This is a genomic window from Arthrobacter sp. Y3221157, from assembly GCF_059089865.1.
This window is the reverse complement of record NZ_JBNHFD010000015.1, coordinates 23,655-45,568: the sequence shown is the minus strand read 5'-3', so window position 1 is coordinate 45,568 and position 21,914 is coordinate 23,655. Positions and strand designations below refer to the sequence as shown.

General features: G+C 60.3%; 14 protein-coding genes and 2 pseudogenes. 10 read left to right on the top strand and 6 right to left on the bottom strand.

The window, feature by feature from the left end:
• The 3 genes from AC5RTT_RS06740 to AC5RTT_RS06730 are packed head-to-tail and all read right to left on the bottom strand — an operon-like array spanning window position 1 to window position 3,434.
• Window positions 1–924, bottom strand: a complete 924-nt coding sequence (locus tag AC5RTT_RS06740) for an ABC transporter permease (protein WP_494144545.1) — start codon at window positions 922–924, stop codon at window positions 1–3.
• Complete coding sequence (locus AC5RTT_RS06735; protein ID WP_494144544.1) at window positions 921–1,856, bottom strand: ABC transporter permease; 936 nt, start codon at window positions 1,854–1,856, stop codon at window positions 921–923. Before AC5RTT_RS06735 ends, AC5RTT_RS06740 begins: the two co-directional genes overlap by 4 nt.
• Window positions 1,857–1,859: 3 nt before the next feature.
• Window positions 1,860–3,434 carry an ABC transporter substrate-binding protein gene (locus AC5RTT_RS06730; RefSeq protein WP_494144543.1) on the bottom strand — a complete coding sequence of 525 codons (1,575 nt, stop codon included), beginning with the start codon at window positions 3,432–3,434 and terminating at the stop codon, window positions 1,860–1,862.
• Window positions 3,435–3,624: 190 nt separating this feature from the next.
• On the opposite strand from AC5RTT_RS06730, the gene pdxA reads away from it, so the two are divergent.
• Window positions 3,625–6,006 carry a 4-hydroxythreonine-4-phosphate dehydrogenase PdxA gene (gene pdxA / locus AC5RTT_RS06725; RefSeq protein ID WP_494144542.1) on the top strand — a complete coding sequence of 794 codons (2,382 nt, stop codon included), beginning with the start codon at window positions 3,625–3,627 and terminating at the stop codon, window positions 6,004–6,006.
• Between the two features lie 73 nt (window positions 6,007–6,079).
• Entirely contained in the window at window positions 6,080–6,853 is a 774-nt protein-coding gene (locus AC5RTT_RS06720) for a DeoR/GlpR family DNA-binding transcription regulator (RefSeq protein ID WP_494144541.1), read from the top strand.
• A 48-nt stretch (window positions 6,854–6,901) separates the two neighbouring features.
• Here the strand turns inward: AC5RTT_RS06720 and AC5RTT_RS06715 are convergent, their stop codons facing one another.
• Together AC5RTT_RS06715 and AC5RTT_RS06710 are read right to left on the bottom strand one after the other, a co-directional pair.
• Window positions 6,902–8,452 (bottom strand): SIR2 family protein, encoded by a 1,551-nt coding sequence (locus tag AC5RTT_RS06715; protein ID WP_494144540.1) that lies wholly within the window; start codon window positions 8,450–8,452, stop codon window positions 6,902–6,904.
• Between the two features lie 104 nt (window positions 8,453–8,556).
• Window positions 8,557–8,895, bottom strand: coding sequence for a hypothetical protein (locus AC5RTT_RS06710; RefSeq protein WP_494144539.1), 339 nt, complete (start codon window positions 8,893–8,895; stop codon window positions 8,557–8,559).
• Between the two features lie 561 nt (window positions 8,896–9,456).
• Here AC5RTT_RS06710 and AC5RTT_RS06705 point away from each other — a divergent pair.
• Together AC5RTT_RS06705 and AC5RTT_RS06700 are read left to right on the top strand one after the other, a co-directional pair.
• Window positions 9,457–9,573 (top strand): hypothetical protein, encoded by a 117-nt coding sequence (locus tag AC5RTT_RS06705; RefSeq protein WP_494144538.1) that lies wholly within the window; start codon window positions 9,457–9,459, stop codon window positions 9,571–9,573.
• A gap of 69 nt (window positions 9,574–9,642) precedes the next feature.
• Window positions 9,643–10,414 (top strand): annotated as a pseudogene (locus AC5RTT_RS06700) (DeoR/GlpR family DNA-binding transcription regulator).
• A gap of 175 nt (window positions 10,415–10,589) precedes the next feature.
• Here AC5RTT_RS06700 and AC5RTT_RS06695 read toward each other — a convergent pair.
• A pseudogene (locus tag AC5RTT_RS06695) lies at window positions 10,590–11,009 on the bottom strand (DUF4230 domain-containing protein); the annotation flags it as partial.
• A 457-nt stretch (window positions 11,010–11,466) separates the two neighbouring features.
• Here AC5RTT_RS06695 and AC5RTT_RS06690 point away from each other — a divergent pair.
• From AC5RTT_RS06690 to AC5RTT_RS06665, 6 genes are all read left to right on the top strand, one after another.
• The gene (locus tag AC5RTT_RS06690; protein ID WP_494144537.1) at window positions 11,467–12,786 is read left to right on the top strand and encodes a hypothetical protein; all 1,320 of its coding nucleotides are present in this window, start codon (window positions 11,467–11,469) and stop codon (window positions 12,784–12,786) included.
• Between the two features lie 36 nt (window positions 12,787–12,822).
• Complete coding sequence (locus AC5RTT_RS06685; RefSeq protein WP_494144536.1) at window positions 12,823–13,101, top strand: hypothetical protein; 279 nt, start codon at window positions 12,823–12,825, stop codon at window positions 13,099–13,101.
• Window positions 13,102–13,392: 291 nt separating this feature from the next.
• Complete coding sequence (locus tag AC5RTT_RS06680; protein WP_494144535.1) at window positions 13,393–14,001, top strand: hypothetical protein; 609 nt, start codon at window positions 13,393–13,395, stop codon at window positions 13,999–14,001.
• Window positions 14,002–14,215: 214 nt separating this feature from the next.
• Complete coding sequence (locus AC5RTT_RS06675) at window positions 14,216–15,325, top strand: DNA cytosine methyltransferase (protein WP_494144534.1); 1,110 nt, start codon at window positions 14,216–14,218, stop codon at window positions 15,323–15,325.
• A 109-nt stretch (window positions 15,326–15,434) separates the two neighbouring features.
• Entirely contained in the window at window positions 15,435–20,108 is a 4,674-nt protein-coding gene (locus AC5RTT_RS06670; RefSeq protein ID WP_494144533.1) for a DEAD/DEAH box helicase, read from the top strand.
• Window positions 20,098–21,906 (top strand): UvrD-helicase domain-containing protein, encoded by a 1,809-nt coding sequence (locus tag AC5RTT_RS06665; protein ID WP_494144532.1) that lies wholly within the window; start codon window positions 20,098–20,100, stop codon window positions 21,904–21,906. The genes AC5RTT_RS06670 and AC5RTT_RS06665 overlap by 11 nt, the downstream gene beginning before the upstream one ends.
• Window positions 21,907–21,914: the final 8 nt, after the last annotated feature.

The following is a 21,914-nucleotide window of genomic DNA, read 5'->3' as shown; positions in this document are numbered from 1 at the left end:
TCAGGCACCCTTCTTCTTGCGGCGGGGACGGTCGCGGAGTCCGTCGCCCAGCAGGTTCACGCCCACCACCATGAGCACGATCACCAGGCCGGGCAGGGTGACCATCCACCAGGAGGTGGTGATGTAGTCCTGGCCGTCGGAGATGATGCGGCCCCAGGTGGCGAAGGGGCGCTGCGGGCCGGCGCCCAGGAAGCTGAGCGCGGATTCGAGCAGCACGGCCTGGGCCAGCAGGAGCAGGACCACCAGCGTCGCCTGCTTGATGACGTTGGGGATGATGTGCTGGATGAGGATCTGGATCTTGTGCAGGCCCAGGATCCGGGCGGCGGAGACGTACGGCTTTTCGCGTTCCACCAGCACCATGGAGCGGGTGAGGCGGGCAACTTCGGGCCACTGGGCGATGGCGATCACGAAGGTGATCACCGGGATGGAGGGGCCGAACAGGGCCACCACCAGCAGCAGCATCATGAGCAGCGGCAGGGACATCTGGGCTTCGAGGACGCGGGAAACGATGGTGTCCACCCAGCCGCCGTAGTAGCCGGCGGCTGCGCCCAGGATGATGCCGATGGCGCCGGAGACCAGCACGGCCAGTAGGCCGATGGTCAGCGAGACCTGGCCGCCGTGCAGCACACGGGACAGGAGGTCGCGGCCCAGCTGGTCGGTGCCGAACAGGTGCCCGTCGGTGAGCGGCGGCAGGCGCCGGGCGCCGAGGTCCTGGAAGTTGGCGTCCGGCAGGGGCAGCACCTGGGCCAGGATGATGGGGATGATCACCAGCAGGGTGCAGATGGTGCCCACAATGAGCTTCCACTTGGCGGCTTTACGACGGCGGGTGGCACCTGCCTTGGCGATGTCCGCCTTGGTGACGGCGCTGGGGCTGGGCTGCCGGGCCGGGGTGCCGGCAGTAGGGGTTGCGGTGTCGAGGCTCATGCTGTTGCCGCCTTTCCGAGACGAACGCGGGGATCAAGGAGCGGGTAGGCGAGGTCGATGAGGAGCTGCACGCCCACCGCCAGCAGTGCGGTGAGGAGGACCGTGGCCTGGATGAGGGGGTAGTCGCGGGTTTCGAGGGCCCGCACAATCAGGGAGCCGACGCCGGGCCAGGCGAACACCACCTCCACCACCACAACACCGTTGAGCATCGCGGCGAACCGGGTGCCCAAGGCCGTGAACACGGGGATGGCGGAGTTGCCCATGGCGTAGCGCCAGGTGAGTGCCGAGCTGCGGACGCCGCGGGAACGGGCAACCGTGAGGAACGGGGCTGCCAGGTTGGTGGTCATTTCCCGCCGGACCATCCGGGAGATCAGGGCGATCTGCAGGATGGCGATGGTGATGGTGGGGAGCACCAGCCCGCCCCAGGTGGCGAACCCGGAGGCCGGGAAGAGCGGGATCAGCACGGCGAAGCCGGTGAGAAGCATGATGCCGGTCCAGAAGTCCGGCATGGACTGCCCGGCGATGGTGAGCACGTTGACGCCGAGTTCCTTGCCGGTGTCCGGGCGGCGGGACATCCACACACCCAGCGGGATGGCCACCACGGCCGTCAGCAGGATCGCGGCGGTGGCGAGTGTCAGCGTGTACGGCATGCGCTCGGCCACCACCTGCATGGCCGGGGCCTGGAAGGAGTAGGACTGGCCCAGGTTGCCGGTGAACAGCTGCTGCAGGAAGATCCAGTACTGCTCCAGCACCGGCCGGTCCAGGCCGAACTGCTCCCGCACCGCGGCGAGCTGTTCGTTGCTGGCCAGCGGGCCGGCGTAGGACACGGCGGGGTCGCCGGGGGCCATGCGGATCAAAACAAACACGGTGGACACCGTGAGGAACACGGTCAGCAGGCCCTGTCCCAGGCGCTTCAGGATGTAGTTCGTCATGGCTTAGGCCTCCAGCCGGACATCAACAAGGGGGTAGGAGTTGGTGGGTGCCAGGTTGATCCCGGACACCCGCTCCCGGTGGGCGAGGACGGACTTGGGGACGAACGCCCAGGCGCAGGGCCAGGTGTCCCACACGGCCTGCTGGGCGTCGTTCAGCAGTTCGGTCCTGCGGGCCGGGTCCGCTTCGGCGGAGGCGGCCTGGATCTTGGCGGTGACCTCGGGGATCACGTAACCCTGGTAGGTGTCACGGGTGGCTTCCTTCTCCGGGGTGCCGGAGTACATGCCCTGCAGCATGGTGATGGCCAGGCCGGTGGGGCTGGGGTAGCCGTTGCCCAGCAGGTCCCAGTCGCCCTGCTTGCCCTGGCGCCAGGCCAGGATGTTGCCGCCGGGCTCGAACTGCTGCAGCTCGGCCTTCACGCCGATCTTGCCGAACATCTCCACCAGGGCCTCCATCACGGAGGTGTCGGAGGCGAACTCGCCGGTTTCCCAGATGATCTTCAGGGTGAGGTCCTTGACGCCCAGCTCCTCGAGCGTGGCCTTGGCCTTCTCGGGATCGTAAACGTACTCGCCGGTCTTGTGGTAGCCGGTGAGGCTGGACGGGGTGACGCCTTCGGCCTGGGTGACGGAGTCCACCAGCACGTCGCGGACCAGCGCCTGGCCGTCGATCGCCATGCTGAGCGCCTGGCGGACGCGGGGATCGGCCAGCGGGTGGCCGGCGGGCTTGCGGAAGTTGAAGAAAATCTGGTTGAGGCGGAGGCTGGACGCCTCCTGGAGTTCGACGCCGGGAAGGCCGGCGAGCTGTTCGCGGGAGTCGGGCGTGATGGAGTCGATGACGTCCACCTCGCCGCTGCGCAGGGCGATCACGCGGCTGGATTCCTCGGGGAGGAACCGGACTTCCACGTTGTCCACCTGCGGCGCCGGGCCCCAGTAGTTCTTGTTGCGTTCCAGGCTGTAGGTGCCGGCGCCGCGGTTGAACTTGGTGACCACGTACGGGCCGGTGCCCAGGCCTTCCTGCAGTTCCTCCGGCTTGTTCTGCGCGGCCGGGGTTACCAGGATCATGCTCATGAGCGAGTCCAGGATGGGGATGGGCTTCTGGGAGACCATTGTGAAGGTGCGCTCATCCACCGGGACAACCTCGGGGAACTCGGGGAAGAACCCGGCCACAAAGGAGCCCTGCACCTGCTGGTACATCTTCAGGGCGGTGGCAACGTCCTCCACCTGCACGGGGCTGTTGTCCGAATAGCGGATGCCTTCGCGGAGGGTGACGGTCCATTCGGTGGGTCCGGTCATCTCGAAGCGCTCGGCCAGGACCAGCACGGGCTTGGTTTCGGGGCCGATGGCGGTGAGGCCCTGGCGGACGGCGCGCTGCACGGTCACGGCGGCGTCAAACTGATTGAGCTTGTTGTCCAGGCTGACCAGGGAGCGGTTGAGGGCCAGGGTCAGGGTGCTGGGGCCCGGGAGTCCGGTGGGGCCGGCGCAGCCGGCGAGGCTGCCGGTGCCCAGCAAAAATCCTGCGGCCGCACCGAACTGCAGCAGGCGGCGGCGGGAAATCTCACTTCCTTGAGGAAGAACGGTCATCGTTGACCTCTCGGTAGATCGGGGGGACGGCTGCCGGCCGGAGTGGCTGCGCCGAATGTTGTGTCCATCACTTTGCCACTCCTGCGCAAATTGCGCAACCCCTCTAGCGTGATTCGCGCAACCGTGTCAGAATGTTGGAAAGCTTCCCGCACTTCCGCGGGGTTCAGCCGACGACGACGAGAGGAGCAACGTGGCTTCCGTATTTGTGCAGGCCGACGATTTCTCCGGCGCCGCCGAGGTTGGCTACTGCTTTGTCCAGCACGGGCTCTCCGCGCAGGTTCTGCTGGGAACGGGTACTGCTTCGGTAACGTACGACGGCGGCACCTTCTTTACAGGGTCCGCCACCGACGTTGTGGTCGCCGATACGCATTCGCGCGGGCTTTCTGAGTCAGCCGCGGAGGCACTGGTGAAGGAAGCCTTTTCCAGTACCGCAGCTTCTGGCGCGCAGGTGATGTTCAAGAAGATGGACTCCCTGTGGCGCGGGAACGTGGGCGCTGAGATTGCCGCCTTGAGCGGCCTTGGTTTCCATACAGTTGTTGCTGGGGCACTCCCCCAGCTGCGGCGTTCCGTCGTGGATGGCCGGCCGCTGGTGGCCGGCACTCCCCTGGCGGAAACGGATCTGTGGCAGGCAGAGGCTTCGGCCCCGCCGGTGGATATTCCGTCGCTGCTGCGCCCGGAGGATCCGTCCTCGGTGAAGACCCTGGATCTGGCCGAGGTCCGGTCGGGCTCGCTCGCCACGAAACTGTCCGGGCTCCTGGAAAGTGACCAGCCCGCGCTGGTCGTGGCCGACGGCGAAACCGTGCAGGACCTGGAGCATGTGGTGGACGCACTGCTGGAACTGGACTTCCAGGCCGACGGCCGACGCATCGTGCTGGTTGGTACCGGCGGAACGGCAGACGTCCTCGCGCACCGCTTGGCTGCACAAGTTGCGCGAAGTGCGCAAGTTGAGGAACAAGCTGACGCAACCCCCGCAGAACCCCAGGGAACCGCCAGGCCGGTGCTCGCCGTCGTCGGTTCCGCATCCGGAACCGCGCAGGCTCAGCTGGCGCAGCTGGAGGCATGCGGCTTCGAAGTCATCCGGCTTCACCCGCAGTACGCCGGCGCCACTGGCGCGTACGGACCCCAACTGCAGGAAGCAAGGGTGGCTCTGGCCGCCGGCACCGACGTGGCCGTCACCCTGGCCGCAGGAAAAGTGGACCCGGCACGCGCCGCCAGCATCGTCCAGGCCCTGTCCACCTTCGCAGCGAAGGCAGCAAAGGGGCTGGAAGCTGACCTGATCCTCACCGGCGGTGAGACGGCCCGGGAAGTCCTGGACGCCGTCGGCCACCAACGGCTGGTGCCGCTCGCGGCCGTGCAGCACGGGGCGGTGCTCAGCCGTGCCGACGACGGGACGCTGGTGGGCACCAAGCCCGGCAGCTTCGGCAATGACCTGGCCCTCCTACAGCTTTACGACGAAATCCGGGAGCGCCGCGGCCACTCCGCGCAGACTCCCGCCAACACCCTTTCCAGCAAGACTTCCGAACAATCTGGAGTACTCATGACAACCGAAGCAAGCAAGACCGAGCAGAACGCCCTCCCCTACGTGGCCGTGACCATGGGCGACGGCGCCGGGGTGGGGCCGGAGGTGGTGGTGGCCGCCGTGCTGGATCCGCAGAGCAACGCCGAGTGCCGGCCCGTGGTGATCGGCGACGCGCTGCGCCTGCGCCAGGCCGCGGACGTCCTGGGGATCGAGGCGGACATCCAGAGCATTGAGAACGTGGAGGACGCGGTGTTCACGCCGGGCCGGGTGAACGTGATCGACCTGGCGCTGCTGCCGGAGGACCTGCCGTGGGGCCAGCTCTCCCCCGTGGCCGGGCACGCCGCGTACGAGTACATCCGGGTGGCAAGCGAGCTGGCGATGGCCGGGAAGGTGCAGGCCATCTGCACCGCGCCGCTGAACAAGGAGGCGCTGCACGCGGCGGGGCACATCTTCCCCGGGCACACCGAGCTGCTGGCGCACCTGACGGGCACGGAGGAAGTGTCCATGATGCTCTCCACGCCCAAGATCCGGGTGATCCACGTGACCACGCACATCGGGCTGATTGACGCCATCCGCAAGATCAACCCGGGCCTGGTGGAGCGCACCATCCGCCGCGGCCACGAGGCGCTGGTCCGGGCAGGCATCCCGAACCCGAAGATCGGGGTGTGCGCCATCAACCCGCATGCGGGCGAGAACGGCCTGTTCGGCCAGGGCGAGGAAGCGGAGAAGATCGGGCCGGGCGTGAAGGCGGCGCAGGCTGCCGGGATCAACGCGGTGGGCCCGCTGCCTGCGGACACGCTGTTCTTCCTGGCGGGCCGGGGCGATTACGACCTGGTGGTGGCCATGTACCACGACCAGGGGCACGGGCCGGTGAAGGTGCTGGGCATCGAGGCCGGCGTGAACATCACGGTGGGCCTGCCGGTGATCCGCACGTCCGTGGACCACGGCACCGCCTTCGACATCGCCGGCAAGGCGATCGCGGATTCCCGGTCCATGGTGGAGGCGCTGCACCAGGCGGCGGAGATGGCCACCCGGCCTGCCGTGGCCGTGTAACGCCGGTTCTTTGGGGGCCGGAACTAGCATGGTTACCACTGCCACCGCCATGCCCACGGGAAGGAGACCGGGAATGCTCAGCGCAAACGCGCGGCGCGAGGAGATCTACCACCTTGCCGTGACCACTGGCCTCGCCTCCGTGGAGGAACTTTCCGCCCGGTTCGAGGTGACGGCCTCCACCATCCGCCGTGACCTGGCACTGCTGAACGGGCAGGGCCGGCTGGCCCGCACCTACGGTGGGGCCATGGCACTGGGTGCGCACCCGGAGGCGTCGCTGCGGCAGCGCACCGGCGAGGCGTTCGAGCAGAAGCACGCCATCGCTCGGTGGGCGGCAGCAGTGATACGGCCCGGGGAGAACATCCTGCTCGACGCCGGCTCCACCGCAGGTGCCCTCGCGCACGAACTGCGCGGGTTCGATCGGTTGTCGGTGACCACGCCGGGCATCAACACTCTGCAGGAGCTGGCCGAGTCCGAGGGCATCGAGGTGGACTGCCTGGGCGGCCGACTGCGCAGCGTTTCGCAGAGTTTTGTGGGCCCGCTGGCCGAGGCGGCGCTGGAGCGGATGAGCTTTGACCGCGTGTTCCTGGGCGCCGACGCCGTCACCGCCGAGGACGGCATCTGCGAAGCCGACCACGCCCAGACCCGTCTCAAAGAGCTCATGGCCCGGCGCGGCCGGGACGTCTACGTGCTCGCGGACTCCTCTAAGCTAGGGCTCCGGCCTTTCCACGCCTGGGCACGGCTGGCATTGCCGTGGACGTTGGTGACGGACGACGGCGCCGACCCCGGGCAGCTGCAGAAGTTCCGGGAGGCTGGGGTGCAGGTTGAGGTGGCGGCCGTAGGATGGTGAACTCGCCACGTGCGTGGAAACGGAGCCGCCCTTTGACCCCTGAACCTGTTACTCCTCTATAGATGTAAGCAGTTCGCCAAACCAAAGTAGTGTATTCATGGCATCTTTCATGGCGTGACGTCTTTTGAATCGGAAGAGTCCGCTACTTTCACTCTGTCGCATAGAAGCAAGCACAAAAGCGCCGACTGGAAGACGCCCGTAACGCCCACGCTCCGGGTCGAGCCAAATCGGCGATGCAATGTACGTACGCCATCGTTGATGAGGTGACTCGTCATCACGTAGCGATGAAACAATCGGTCGTCCAGCCGTGAATGCTTGAATTGCAGCAATCTCGCTGTTGTTCGAAAAGGGGGCCCTTCGCACCGATTCTTCCTGCAAGTGAAGAGAAACTGTGCTTCGCCACAATCGAAGTCCCCGGAACCCGACCGGACTGTCGCGCACCCATAGCTCAACCTTTGTTACCTCGGACGCGCTAATATCTAGAATCTCCCGAACTTCATCTTGAACGAAATCTAGAATGCCAGATGAAATGGTGGAGCTATCAACATCGCTCCGGTTCTCAAGTTGGACCCATTCATTTGACCAAGCAGCAAGTCTTTTTCCATAGCTAAGCGAGACGGGCTCTTGGATCGATATTGCCCCTGGGCCATCCACTTTAGCAAATGGCACGGCGGAGCCGTGCAAATCTGAATGCGCCACCTCTATCGGGCGTGTCAACTGACGAGAAAGTTCTTCGACAAATTGAGCGATTTGGAAATAGTAGTCCACATATATGGGAGTTACACCGAAATGCTGGAACCGTTCAAGCGTGTGACTCCGGAGAGCTCGCTGTCGGTCGCGATCAAGTTCAAGACCGACAGGAATTAGGGCATACCTCTCATAGCCGGAATCGAGGGTGCGGGAAAGGGCCCTCAACAGCGGGCGGTCGGTCAAACTAGTCCCGACGAACAAGGCCGGGGATTCGCGAAGTAGCGAGCGTAGAGCTCGGTATGTGTATTGCTCCGATCTGACGTAGTCTAATTCACCGATTACGGGTGTTCGAAATTTACCGCTATTAACATTGTCATCACGTGGAATCAAACCGTGCAACTGCAAACACGCATTTCCTTGAAAATATAAATCGGCGATTTCAGACTTGTCCGCCACCCATGAGGCTGATTTTGCATTGTCGGCTTGGTCATGCAAAAAATCAGTATCAGTGGTAAAGCACACCCCGGCAGAACCGAAAACGTTACTAAGAGCCTCGACAATATAGTCATCGTAATTTGGGGTGACCGTCAAACAACCGTGACGGTTCTCCGAATAGGCTTTGCAGAGGCGGGCTAGGCTATCAGCCAAGATCCCAGCTTGCCAGTCGCCCGGACCATAAAGCATAAGCCGTAGGCGGTCGACAATACGCTCTAAGTGCCTGTCGACACCATAGTCCTTTCGAAAATATTCAATTGCGAGGGAGGCGGCCTCTAAGATTGAGTGTGAAGAAAATATGTCCTCCCTATGCGAGGGATCGACGACATATTGACTCAATAGCCCATCGACGAGGCCACGCCAGTTGAGATTAGACCGATCGATTGTTACACCGGCGCCGGCGTAGATGAGCATACGATCCGCGGCCGAAAGTTCATCTACAGCCTCACGGGTCCGCGCCCTACTCAGGAAAGGCTTGTCACTTTCGAGACTCGAGGGAAAAATTCCAGGGCTGTGCATTATTGCTGCCTGTGCGGCGCACTCAATGCAGACTTCCCGGCCCGGCGAGACCACTCGTGACGGCTTTTCGCGTACTGGGCCTTTATACGATCGAGCACGATGGTCCGGTCTTGGTCGGGCACTTTCCGTTGACCCAAAATCACCTTGACCAGATCGTCAGAGAACACCTTTCGAAGTTCCGCTTCCGTGTCCGCATTCCTGAGTTTGAGAGTCACCTCTCGTCCTCGATGGTGCAGTTTTAAGGTGATGTCGCGACCAGTCACCTCTTTAGAGGTGATTTCTGGTTTCACGGCCGGAGTTGAGCTGCCAATTGCCACGGGTTCAATTTTTTCAGACATGTTCATCCTGCTAGCGCTGTTTGTCTGGTCAGCGAATAATTGTCACGACCGACAATTTCCGTCGGCGTGCCTCCTCTACGGCTCTCAGCCAACGGTGCAGTGGGTTCGGTTAGCCACATTGCGCGCACCTAAACATTTTCCGTGACATAGCAAACACAACGCACCGCCGTGGGTGGCCACAGTACACACGCATCGCGGGCGGGTCATCGTTCACTTTGTGTGCTACTCGGCAAAGGCTTAGCGTTCGTGCTCTTATGCCCATTGGTGCTCCTCAGGTGATCCACACGGGGGTGCCAGCTCGTGGAGTTTTCACGTTCTCGGAGTGTAGCCGACTTCAAAGTTTATATCCTGTATTGGCCTCACCGAGTGGTGCCTCGATTCTTGAGACCATGCTTGAACAGCGGAACATCCTGCTCGACGCCGGTCCCACAGTCGGTGCTCTGCTCCGCGAACTACTTCCTCCTAGAAGCTTTCGGCCACCATCATGGAGGAACTTACGAAGGTGCTGGGCATCAAGGCCGCCGTGAACATCACGGGGGCCTGCCGGTAATACGCACGTCCGTGGACCAGAGCAGCGCCCTCGATATCGCCGGCAAAGCAATCACGGATTCACGGTCCATGGTGGAAGCGCTGCACCAGGCGGCGGAGATGGCCACCCGCCCGTCAGTCGCCGCGTAGGCGGGTGCTGCGGGGACTTGCCGGGACCGGAACTAGCTGGTTACCAGTGCCACGCGAAGGACACCGGGAATGCTCAGCGCAAACGCGCGGCGCGAGGAGATCTACCACCTGCCGTGACCACAGGCCTTGCCTCCGTGGAGGAACTCTCCGCCCGGTTAGAGGTAACTGCGTCCACCATCCGCCGCGACCTGGCGCTGCTGAACGGGCAGGGCCAGCTGGCTCGCACCTACGGCGGGGCCATGCCCTGGGCGCGCACCCGAAGGCGTCCCTGGGGCAGCGCACCGGCGAAGCGTTCGAGCAAAAGCACGCGATCGCCCGCTGGGCGGCATCCGCGATTCGGCCCATGGAGAGCATCCTGCTCGACGCCGGCTCCACCGTGGGTGCCCTGGCGCACGAACTCCGGGGGTTCGAGAAGCTGTCCGTCACTACCCCGGGCATCAACACCATGCAGCAGCTGGCCGACTCAGAGGGCATCGAGATGGACTGCCTGGGCGGCCGGCTGCGGAGCCCTTCGCAGTGTTTTGTGGGGCCGCTGACCGAGGCTGCCCTGGAGCGGACGAGCTTTGATCGGGTGTTCCTGGGCGCCGACGCCGTCACCGCCGAGGACGGCATCTACGAAGCTGACCACGTCCAGACCCGCCTCAAAGAGCTCAAGGCCAGGCGTGGCCAGGAAGTCTACGTTTTGGCGGACTCGTTCAAACTGGGGCTGCGGCCGTTCCACGCCTGGGCCCGTTTGGCTCTGCCATGGACCTTGGTGACGGACGACGGCGTCGACCCGGAGCAGGTGCAGAAGTTCCGGGACGCGGGGGTACAGGTCAAGGTGGCTAAGATTCAGGAGTAAGTGAAGGGTCTGCAGAGCCAGGCGCGGCTACATCTAGGCAACTCAGGCGGCTACAACTCGGGGCACAGTCGTTCCAAAACCCGGACCATCTGGAAGAATGGATCGCCTCATCCGGTCCTCCCAGGCTGCACGTGCGCGGGGACCACGCCGTTCTTTGTAGGGTCTGAAGCATTGCTTAACTAGTTGCGCCGCCCTCGAAGGTGACCTCGTATCCGAGCGACCCAAACAGACCGGTCAACATGCTCTTGGTATTTTCACCCGCTCGCTGCCGCAGCTCAGAGTTCTCAGCAGCTTCAGCCATATCCGATTCCGCGAGGAGATAGAGCTCCGCTTGCTGAGGCGCCGTGAACGCATCGACAACTCGGTCAGCAATGCCCCGATCCTGGCTGTACACATAGGAACGGTCATGGTCGTTATTGGGCTTGTCGAGCTGCGGCTCGGGCAGCCGCAGCGTCACCGATTTGCCATCAGCTGACAGAGTAAGGTCCTCTTCGGCGAGGCCTGCAAGATCGACATAGGCATTGACGGTGCCAGCGGCCACAAAGAGCGTCCGTCGACCTGCTAGAAAATCGGGAAGCCCCCGGTGTCTTCTTTCTCGTCCAACAACAGCTCAAAATCACCGACCGTAGCGTGATATTGGCTTACGTCCGGTGACGGACTTCAGAAGAACGCTTTGGTCCCGCTCGCTCTTGCTCGAAAACGGGCCGAACCCAAGCATGCTCGCTAGAAGCAGTGCAGCCAGTAGCACCGCCACCGCAGAGGCAATGAACGCGACCGGCTTGAATGATTTAGCTTCGGACATTGGACCCCTTTTGCCTTGTAACGGCTTGGGTTTCCGTTCCTGTTGATTGCCTTCCAGAGATTGCTGTCTGGCTGATTCAGGATCAGTGTAGCGGGACTCGCCCAACGGTTAGGCGGCGACATTTTCATGCATTCCGATATCAATGTGGGACGATAACCACCGGTGACATTTAGGCAGGACCCTGGTCTCAGGTCCTCACGCAGCGTCGCTCCCACCGCTAAGGCGGTTTCACTTCCATGAGGGGACAAAAGTGACTACTGACAGCAAGGCACTCGTGCCGGTATGGACGCTTGCTACAGAGGCAGTAAGTGTAGTCGACGTGCTCGGCCATGAAGGCATGACGCCAGCCCGACTTGCAGAACTGCGAACGGTCCTGGCAGCACTTGCGGATTCCCCCATAGCGACACTCGAAATGCATTCCATGCCGTCGACCCGCGATCGGAAAGGCGGGATTCCGCTTGATGTTGCAAGTCCGCTGGCAAAGCAGTTGACTCAGCTGGTTAATCAAACAGCAAAATCCGCTCCCCCGCAGTTGAACGTCGCGGATACGGGAGAGGTCCTGTATCGGATGGTAGTACCCGCCAAGGTTGCCGCGCAGGTGGGCAAGGGACTTGTTAAACCCATGCCATCAACGGCTGTTGCCGGAGGTGTCTATGACGGGCTGCTCGGCTCCACGGGCATTGTGGCTAAGGCTACCTTTGTGCCTGTTGCCGGTAAAAACGCGGCTGCGGGCACCGCCGGCGCTGCAACTGGTTCGGCAGCCACAGCAGGCGTTGCTGTTGCCAGCGCTGGAGCTTTGACGGTGGCCGCCCCACTCGTGCTGATGGCGGTGGCCGTCAGCGTCAGTGCCTATGCCGAGCACCAGCGCCAGGAAGCAATCGAGCGAATCACCGACCTTTTAGAGCAGTTGCACGAGGTCAATCTCGATAAGGAACGCAACGAGCTGGACGGGTGCCGTGAGGGGATCGACAAGGCTACCTCGATCCTTCTGGACCAGGGCCGGATCGGCTTCTCGCTCGGTCTGGATTCCTCCGTGCACGGCATTAATACCGCTATCGCTGCCGCCCGGAGGCGTCTGAAGAAGTGGGAAGCGGCGCTGGATGGGCTGTCCAGCGGCGCAGTCGAAGTAAGCGAACTGAAAAAGGCGTTTCCCGGGATCACGGAGAACGGCGGCACGTTCCGGACGCATCTGGAGATTGCACGGCTTGCCATCGCTCTTAAACGCCGGGTGCTCGTGCTTCAGGCAGTCGAGCACGCCCAACAGGACACCGACAATTCCTTCAAAAATTTCATCGGGGCGCTTCACGACGACGGACGCAGCACCAACGAGTTGGAGTCAGGTATCAACCAGGTTCTGGTTCGGCTCTCCGCGCTCGAAGTGAAGCGCGACGGCGGTTTCCGACTTCCAGCATTCACGCCCGGCGAGGTAGACCAACTGCTACAGGCCGCATATCGACTTCGTGCTTTGGGAGACGGTCTACAGGTAAATGGACACCGGGATGACGTCGCAATTGAGATTGAGCGGAAGCGTGACGGATCACTCGTAGTTTTCCCAGCAGTTACCGCCTAGCTGCCCATGCGCAAAACGTCCACCAACTCTGCGTTTGTGAATCTTGTTAAAGAAGTCACCGGTGATACGGAGCAGACCATGGCCGGAAAGGCAGACAAAGCCGCAGCATTAATTAGAGACGGCGGACAGCAGGCAAAAGCCGCCGCCAAGGCATACTTTCTTGCCAAGGACCCTGAGACGCAGACTAAGGCAGGAAAACTATCTGCGGACGGCAGGAAGATCTACAGTGCAGCAACAAGCTCCGAAGCCAAAGAGGCCTGTCGTAAAATTGCGGGATTCATAAACAAAAGCGCGAAAGAGATAGCCCACGACTAGAGTCCCGGATTAACTCTGCGCCTGGTCTTGCGGCTGCGGCACCTGGGCCAGGCACCAAGTTATCGTCGACCTTGAATATCTCTGCGCAGTTACAAGGACTTCGCTAGTCTCGCGCAGACCTGGCTCCGGGAGGCACCTCGACGCTCCTGCGCGGACTACCAACTAGCAGTTGAAGGCACCTCTCTGGTGTAGGAAAGATGACCCCAAGTGGCAACTTGCGTAGGCGCCAGGCGTGAGACAGGGTGAAAGGATATTGCGAATGCTAAAGCTCGAGTTCCTAAGGGAAGTTTTGTGAGTTTGATTTTTATACCTACCGCCGATCCTGGCCCATCAATTACAGATTGGCTTCAGACCGGTGCAACAATCATAGGTATTCTTATTGCCGCTACGGTTGCAGTAAGGGTAAGCAGGCAGGAGCACGAGCGGCAGGTGCTACATCAAATGAGAAAAGATGTTGCTACTGCAGTGAGCTCCATCCATTCTCTTCACCCGGCCTTTTCTACTGGCGAGCTGATCGAGGCATTCAGTGGCCCGGTGGTTCCAGACTTCGAATCTGAGAACGATCTCCTTCAACTTCGTGAAGCTGACAAGCTGTTACGTAGCGGTACCGCTGAACTGAGAAGCCTAGCCAACGTCCTGCAACTTACAGCTCCTTCCCCGGTTCACGCAGCAGCCCAGACTTTGCTTGAGTTAGTTCAAGAATTCCACAGTAAAATTGTTTCAGCGCAAATCTGGGCCTCACTTCGAGCTGAGGGATCCACTAGGCCTATGCCCGCGTTTCCCTTCGCCGAGTTGCATAACAGGATAAGAGAGGCAGAGGTTGAGCTTGTGCAGGTAAGCACAAAACCTAGCATTCATAGCCTGCGTCGCCTTCTCAAACGCTTCCGCTCCGCCAGATGATCACCCGTCAAAGTCGAAACAGCACATCCACTGGCTTCCTCGAGAGTGGCCTGCCCGCAGTATGTTCCGCGTGGTGACGCGAGAATCGGTGACATCACTCATACGTGACAGCTGAACCGCTAAGGGACAGGCGCAGGACTAGTTTCCGAACCCGTCGGTGTTGCAGCCGCGGCTCCACAAGCAGGGCGCCAGGTACAGATATTGTTAGGGCACGATGAGTAAAGTTTCTACCGCCCAAGCCGCTCCGTACCAGCGCAGGAAGTCCCGTGGATCCATCACAGTTTTGGACCTCTTCGCCGGAGCTGGCGGGCTGACACAAGGTTTTTACGCAGCTTCCCCCCGGTTCGTTACCGAACGTGCCGTGGAGTTCGAACCGGCAGCGGCAGCATCGTTCGCGAAGACTTTTGGCGACAAAGTTTATCCCGGGCCGATTCAGGACTGGTTGGTCAAGGAGACCGTTCCTGAAGTCGATGTCGTCATAGGTGGGCCGCCGTGCCAAGGTTTTTCTCAGCTGGGCAAACAGGATCCTGAGGACATTAGAAATACCCTGTGGCAGCCCTACGCCGAGACGCTTTCCCGAGCTAGGCCGAAGTACTTCGTCGTTGAAAACGTACCCGCATTCGGCAAGTCCCAGCAGCTGCAAGACTTCAGGGATGCAACTGACAGGGGCGGGCTAATCGAGGACTACGACTTTCAGTGGCATGTCCTGAACGCTGCGGATTATGGAGCCCCTCAGTCCCGAAAGCGGGCCATACTTATCGGGCATCACAGGGACTTGCCCTTCCCCGGGTTTCCGATGCCAACCCATATAGGGCGTCACCGGACCGTCCGGCAAGCACTTAAGGGCGTGATGGCCCGGGTATCCGAGACGAAGCTACCGGAGCGCACGACAGAGTATGCCGGTCGGACCTTTTCCGGCTCATTTCAAACATCCGAACTTCATCTTGGCCGCGACTACGCAGAACTTTCCTTGAGCAGATTTGTCAACATCCCTGCAGGCGGCAACCGGTTCGATCTGCCCAAAAATCTGAAAGCGGCGTGCTGGTTGAAACATGAGTCCGGCTCCGGTGACGTCATGGGCCGGATGCACTGGGATAAGCCCTCAGTTACCGTTAGGACTGAATTTTTCAAGCCCGAGAAGGGCCGGTATCTTCACCCCGTTGAACACCGGGCCATCACGCACCTCGAGGCTGCGAAGCTTCAGGGATTCCCGGATGACCGGCTATGGGTCGGATCCAAAACTGCCATAGCCAAGCAGATCGGCAATGCCGTTCCAACCGCACTTGGACGCGCAATCGCTGCCCAGCTGGTGAAGCACTTATAGAATCTCTCGTCGTGGCAACCGACCTCCGTCCCAAAATGTCGCCTATGAGTGGTAAGTATTGTCTTCAAGATCTTGGCGTTGGCCGAGGGCACTAATCGCAGTATGGGGGATGGAACCGATGATGGTTCGGGATTCATGGGCGGGTACGACCTCGCCCCTAAGCAAGTTTGTCGCGTCTGAAACGCAAAGCGCGCTCAACTCTTACAGGGCACGTCCCGACCTTGTCCGTGAACACAGCAACATTGAAGCTGCCATCTCGCAAGGGGGATATGGCCGCAAACAGCTGAACGAGCTCATACAGAATGCGGCCGACGCAATAAAGGAACCCGGGGGCCGCATCAAGGTCGTCTTGACCCGAGACGCACTTTACTGTGCCAACGAGGGCGAGCCCTTCACTGAGGCTGGCTTTCGAACTCTCATGCTTTCCCATTCATCGGAGAAGCGCGACGACGAGATCGGTCGCTTTGGCCTGGGATTCAAGTCAGTTATCCAGGTGACAGCCGAGCCAAAAATCTATAGCCGCAGCGGTTCGGTGTCGTGGAGTCAGACGCAAAGCCGAGACCTGCTCCAAGAGTTGTACCCAAATTTGGAGAGTTATCCGATACTTCGGTTAGCCGCGCCAGTTGACCCCGATATTGCAGCAGCAGAAGACTACGTCCTGGCCGAGCTATTCCCGTGGGCGTCTACGGTCGTGAAGCTTCCTTTGACAGGCAGCACTGCCTGGCTGTCAGACGAGATTAAGAAGTTCCCCGGAGAATTCCTCCTTTTTTCCGAGAAGATTGGGGCGCTGGAATTCGACGACCGGCTTGAGGGCTCATCACTAGCGTGGACAGCTGATCGCGACGGCAACCGCGTGACCCTGAGCGACGGGTCCGCAATCAGCGAATGGCGCATCTTTCGAGACAAGCACAATGTCAGCACGCAGGCGGCCGTCGAGGCTGGCAGCATCGTCGCCCGCAAACAGGTTGATGTCACTTGGGCCGTCCCGTTGACGGACAACCAGCGCCGAAAAATCGGCAGATTTTGGAACTACTTCCCCACTCAGCATGAGACTTCCCTTCGAGGGATCGTCAACGCTGCATTCAAGATGAACGAGGACCGCCACAGCATACTGGAGACCCTCTACAACAAGGAGATCCTCACTCGCACTCTTCCCCGGATGGTGGCTGGTGCCCTGAAAGATCTCAACACCCCGACCGACCCTGCCTTGTTTCTCGACATTCTTCCGTCGCGTGCTAGAGAGTCTTATTCGTGGGCTGACGCCGCCATCAACAAACCAATTTTTGCCATACTTCCCTTCGCACCATGTCTACCTGACAGGTCGGGCACTCTGCGACTCCCGAGCAAAGTCAAAGTCCAGCCTGTCTTGGAAGAAGCAACCAGACTGACAGCTCTCTGGGAGTCCTGGGTCACGGTAGACCGGCCGTGGTTGCACTCATCTGCCTTGCGAGGGCGAGAGCCTCAGGTGGTACGGATCCTGCAGGAAGCAAACCTGAAGCGCGCTTCGATTGAGGAATGGTTGGAGGAGGTTGTTGTAGGAGGCGAGCTCCAGGACTACGAGAATGCTTTGCAGTTAGCCGCCATGATCGACAAGTCCTATGCGGATTACAGGCCAGCCATGCGGCGAAGCCGAATTGTGCTGATGTCCGACGGCAGCGTCCAGCCGCCAGTTACGTCAAGGGTGTTCCTCCCCATGAAGGCCGACGATGAGTCGACTAGCGTAGTGTCCTACGACTTGATGCATCACGGCAACGCGAATGCTTATCTCCGCGCTCTTGACCTTCAGGCACAAGACGGGCGAGGCATCGTCAGCCGCATCGCCAGCGAAGTGGCTCAGAACTACACGGACCCAGAACTGGCCCAGTCTCTCTGGAGACTTACTCGATCCCTTGCCGTCCCTGAAAGTCTCGATGTCATCAACCAGAGAACGGACGCCAGCCAAATCTTGGTCCGTTGCCGCGACCACAAATGGCGTCAACTTGCGAACGTATGGCTGGCGGGCAGTCTGATCTCTCAGACGAACGTCGGCGATGAGCATCTGCTAGTAGACGATCAGTACCATGCGCACGACATCGCGTTGCTGAAAAACTTAGGCGCCCGGACGTCTCTCGGGGACGCCAAAATGGTCCGTGCCGGGGGCAGCTATGAATTATGGAAGGCTTCTGAGGCAAGCCGTTTGTCCGATGAAACCCGGAATGGACCTAGCCGGCTTTCAGAGGCCGGAATACGTTTTAACCAGGCGCTGACCACAGACGGCCTTCACCTCCTAGTTGATGCCTCAGCTGCAACCAGGGCGAAAGTCACACGAACCATTTTGACCCGTCCACAGTACCCGACCAAGGTTGAATTCAGCAGCGGTTTTCGGGCTCCCGAGACCATCGATGGGCCCGATCTTTGGTGGGTCAAGAACCATGGGGCTTTTGAGACCCCTCTCGGATTGGTGGACACCAAGCAGTGTGTCGGGAAAGTTGATGGAATACCCACCGACTATCTGCCCTTCCCGGGTGAAGAAGAAGCAGCCGCATTACGTTTGCCAACTGATCCTGGCCAGATCCAGTGGGGTTTCGTCCTTTCCTTGGCCGAACAGCGTCTGCCAATGCTTCAGCTGCACGAACTCTATGGGGCTTTAGCTGTCCTCGATGTGCGTCCACCGAAGGAGCTACTCACCCCTCTTAGCGGAGGCCGAAATACACGCTATCTGGCACCGGATGTACTCCTGGCCGCCGACCTTAAGTCGCGGGACTACCTGGTGGAAACAGCCGATGTCCCAGTCCTGTACACAGGTCATCCTGATCTGGATGAGGCCCTGACCGAGAACTGGGGAATCAAATCAGTCACAGTCGAATTCTTCACCTCGGCTCGAGCCATTCCAGTCGAAGGAGAAGAGCCGGAAAGCATCAAATCGCGATTCCCGTACCTCAAACGCGCCGCCAGTGAAGTTGCCGTTCAGACCTTGTGTGTTCCCTGCATCTCCGTGGAAGAAGTTCAAACGAACAGCCACGATTCAAAATCAGTGGCCACGCCGAGAGCGTCCTACCTGCAAGACGGCATGCTCTATTATCGTGCTCCCCAAGGCGACCAGGCGCTGCTGACAACAATACTGGGGGCATTCGGTTGCAAGCGGGCCAGTGCCGAGGTCATGCAAACTATGCGACAGCTCAAGAAGGACGCTGAAGCCCAGGCCCGGCTTGGACGGGTCAACAAGCAAAAGACAGATGCCGGTAAGATCGCAGAGCTTGTTGGCCGTGAAACCCTTCAAGAGCTCATCCCGGATGCAGTCATGAAGATGCTGGACGCCCGAGGACTTGAGCTCACGGACGAACGCTTGTTCGACATCGTCAGCAATTTGCACGGCAGCAGTCTCCTCAAAGTGCTCAAGCCTGCCCTTTCTGAAGCCGGCATTGAGACTCCTGGTCAACTCCGTGGCGGGCGCACCGCCCAAGAGTTCGTCAAAGAGCTCGGGTTCTCCCCCGCGATGGCCGGTGAATCCATCAAGAAGAAACCCGAGCGCGAGGAGTTCGTTGGACCGGTGGGTTTGAACCCTCTTCACCAATACCAGGAGACAACCAGCAAGAAGATCGTTGACCTCCTTGCTCGGAACACCAAGCACAGCCGTGGTCTGGTTCAGCTGCCCACGGGAGCTGGCAAGACGCGTGTAGCCGTTGAATCCGTGATCCGGGAGATCAAAACAGCGCCAAAGGAAGAACACCGCTTAGTCATCTGGATCGCCCAATCCGAGGAACTCTGCGAGCAGGCCATCGAAACCTGGACCTACGTGTGGCAAGCAGCGGGGGCCCCGGGCGAACGGATGGCCGTTAGTAGGCTCTGGGGTGGTAACAGCGCCGTTCGAGAGGAGACCAAACTTCATCTGGTTGTTGCGACAATTCAAACACTTGCCAGCATCCAACAAACACGTCGGTCCATGTATGAATGGATGTCTGATCCCGACCTTGTGATCATTGATGAAGCCCACGGGGCGACGGCAACTTCTTACACCCCTGTCCTTTCCTGGTTCGGCCGCTCATTCACAGAAAAGTCCCGGTCTCTGCTTGGTCTTTCGGCCACACCCTATCGGGGCACGAACGAAAAGGAGACTGAGCGACTTGTTGCCCGGTTTGGACGCAATCTCATCGAGCCCGATGAGTTCAGCGCGGAAAACGCTCACGAGTATCTCCAGGGCATGGGGGTTCTGGCCCAGGTAAAGCATCGCGAGCTCAAGGGCATCCAGCTCAGGCTGAAAGACATGGCCTCCGCCACGGACGAGGATTCACAAAGTGCAATGCTCGAGGCCCGAATCGACCTGCAACACGTTGCGGACAGCACGCAGCGAAACGAGGCCATCCTTGATCACATCAAGTCATCACAGACGAAAGGACCCACTCTCGTCTTTGCTGCCTCAGTAGAACACGCAGAAGCACTCGCCGCTGTACTTTCGGTGGAAGGCATTCCGGCAGCCGCCATTTCTGGAAAGACCGATCTTGGCCACCGACGCTCAATTATCGAAGACTTCCGAAACGGCAAAATCCGTGTGTTGACGAATTTTGATGTGCTCACCCAGGGGTTCGACGCGCCCAAGGTGGATGCCGTATACGTTTGCCGTCCCACTTTCTCCCCCAACAAATACATTCAGATGATTGGCCGGGGCCTTCGTGGCCCACTGAATGGCGGCAGCGAAGAAGTTTTGATTGTGAATGTGAAGGACAACTTGGATCAGTATGGGCACCAGCTCGCTTTCACGCAGCTGGACTACCTCTGGAGGAACGAGGCAATCAGTGCTCGCTGAGATCGAGCTGGACGAGAGTCAGCGGGCGGTAGCAGAAGCGGAAGCAGAGGACAGGCTGTTTGTCACGGCCGCGGCGGGGCAAGGCAAGACCGAAGTCCTTCTGGCCCGAGTGAAAACACTCGTAGAAGACGGTCTAAATCCGGCAGACGAGATTCTAGTACTGAGTTTCTCTCGAGCCGCCGTCGAAGCAGTACGGAAACGTGCTCGTGCGCACGACCTGGATGGCTTGCAGATCAGGACGTTCGACTCTTTTGCGGCGCAAATACTGATCGACATGGACGAAGATACTCTCGGTGACAGCTTCGAGGCGCGGATCAGGAAAGCGACGCAATACGTTGCTGGTGAAGAGACTCCCGACCGAATTTTGCACCTAAAGCACATTCTGGTTGATGAAGCCCAGGACCTCGTGGGAGACCGGGCGGAGCTTGTCTTGGCCTTGTTCGCCGCATTAGGCGAGGACCTAGGCTTCACTGTGCTCGGAGATCCGTTGCAAGGTATCTACGATTTCCAGCTGGAAGAGTCAGACTCAAAGCTGACCTCCGGCGAGCTCATCGAGAAGCTGAAAACTGATTTTGGTGCTGAACACCAGAAGCTGGCCAGACATTATCGGGCGGTCACTGACCGCACTCGGGAGCTCATCTTGGTGGGCGACGAAATACGGAGCCTCGGTGAGCTCGATGACTCAGGTTCAGAGACAGCACACGGCCTTCTTGACGACTTCCGAAGGCAAGTGTCCAGCACCTCGGTGCTAAATGAGTCCGGGGCGCTATCCCCGAATGCCGGCGAGACAACCGCCCTCCTCTGTTCGACAAATTACGAGGTGCTCATAGCGAGCGAACTTCTGTGGCAGAACGACTATCCGCATCTGGTTCGCCGCAAAGCTCAGGACATGAGTGTTGCGCCTTGGGTGCACCAGGTCTTCAAAGACCTCGAAGATCGAACGTACGATGCGGACGACATCAAGTCACGCCTTACCGCGCTCTTTGGCGACTCAGCAGCTGACCTATGGCTCGCGCTAAAGACAGCTGAAGGGAACTTCCCGGCTTACAATTCCTTGAATGTTCCCCAGCTGAGTCAGCGACTCCGCAGCCGGTCAATCCCATTAACTCTGACCGTGGCAGATACTGCCAGCCTCATAGTCTCCACAGTTCACCGGGCCAAGGGGCTTGAGTTCACCAACGTCCTCTACCTGCAGCCCGAGTTTGGATCGCCAGCCGCGAAACAGAACGCGGACACCCTAAAACAGAAGTACGTCGCGCTTAGCCGCGCCAGGGAAGAAGTGATTTCGACCAAGCTTCCCAAGGGCATATTGAAGCGAACGGAGAAATCAAAGGATCGATGGCTCGAAAAGGCCTATGGCAAAAATCAGGTGCTCTACACAGCCCGGATGGAGTTCCTCAACTCGGACATCGATGACGTCTCCCCGTACTACCCGGAAGACGGCGACGCCCAGGCCATCCAAGACAACCTCGTATTGGAGGACCTGTTGGGCCAAGTCGTGTCAGGCTCTATACAATCCGAACCGGAGCCAGGCGAAGTGCCCCGTTACGTCTTGACCACCAGTGACGGCAAGGTTATCGGGCGAACCAGTCCAGCCTTCGCGTATGCACTCAAGAAAAACTTCGGGCTCAAGGGCAACCGCAGCCACGAGTGGCCAACGGGATTCACGGGCGCCCGCGTAACTTCCATCGAATGCGCTACCGGCCACCCGGAAGAGACAAAGCTAACGGGGTTAGGCTCCTCGGGCATGTGGTTGGTACCCCGGCTGACCGGTTTGATTACGCGGACGAAGAACTAGGAGCAGTA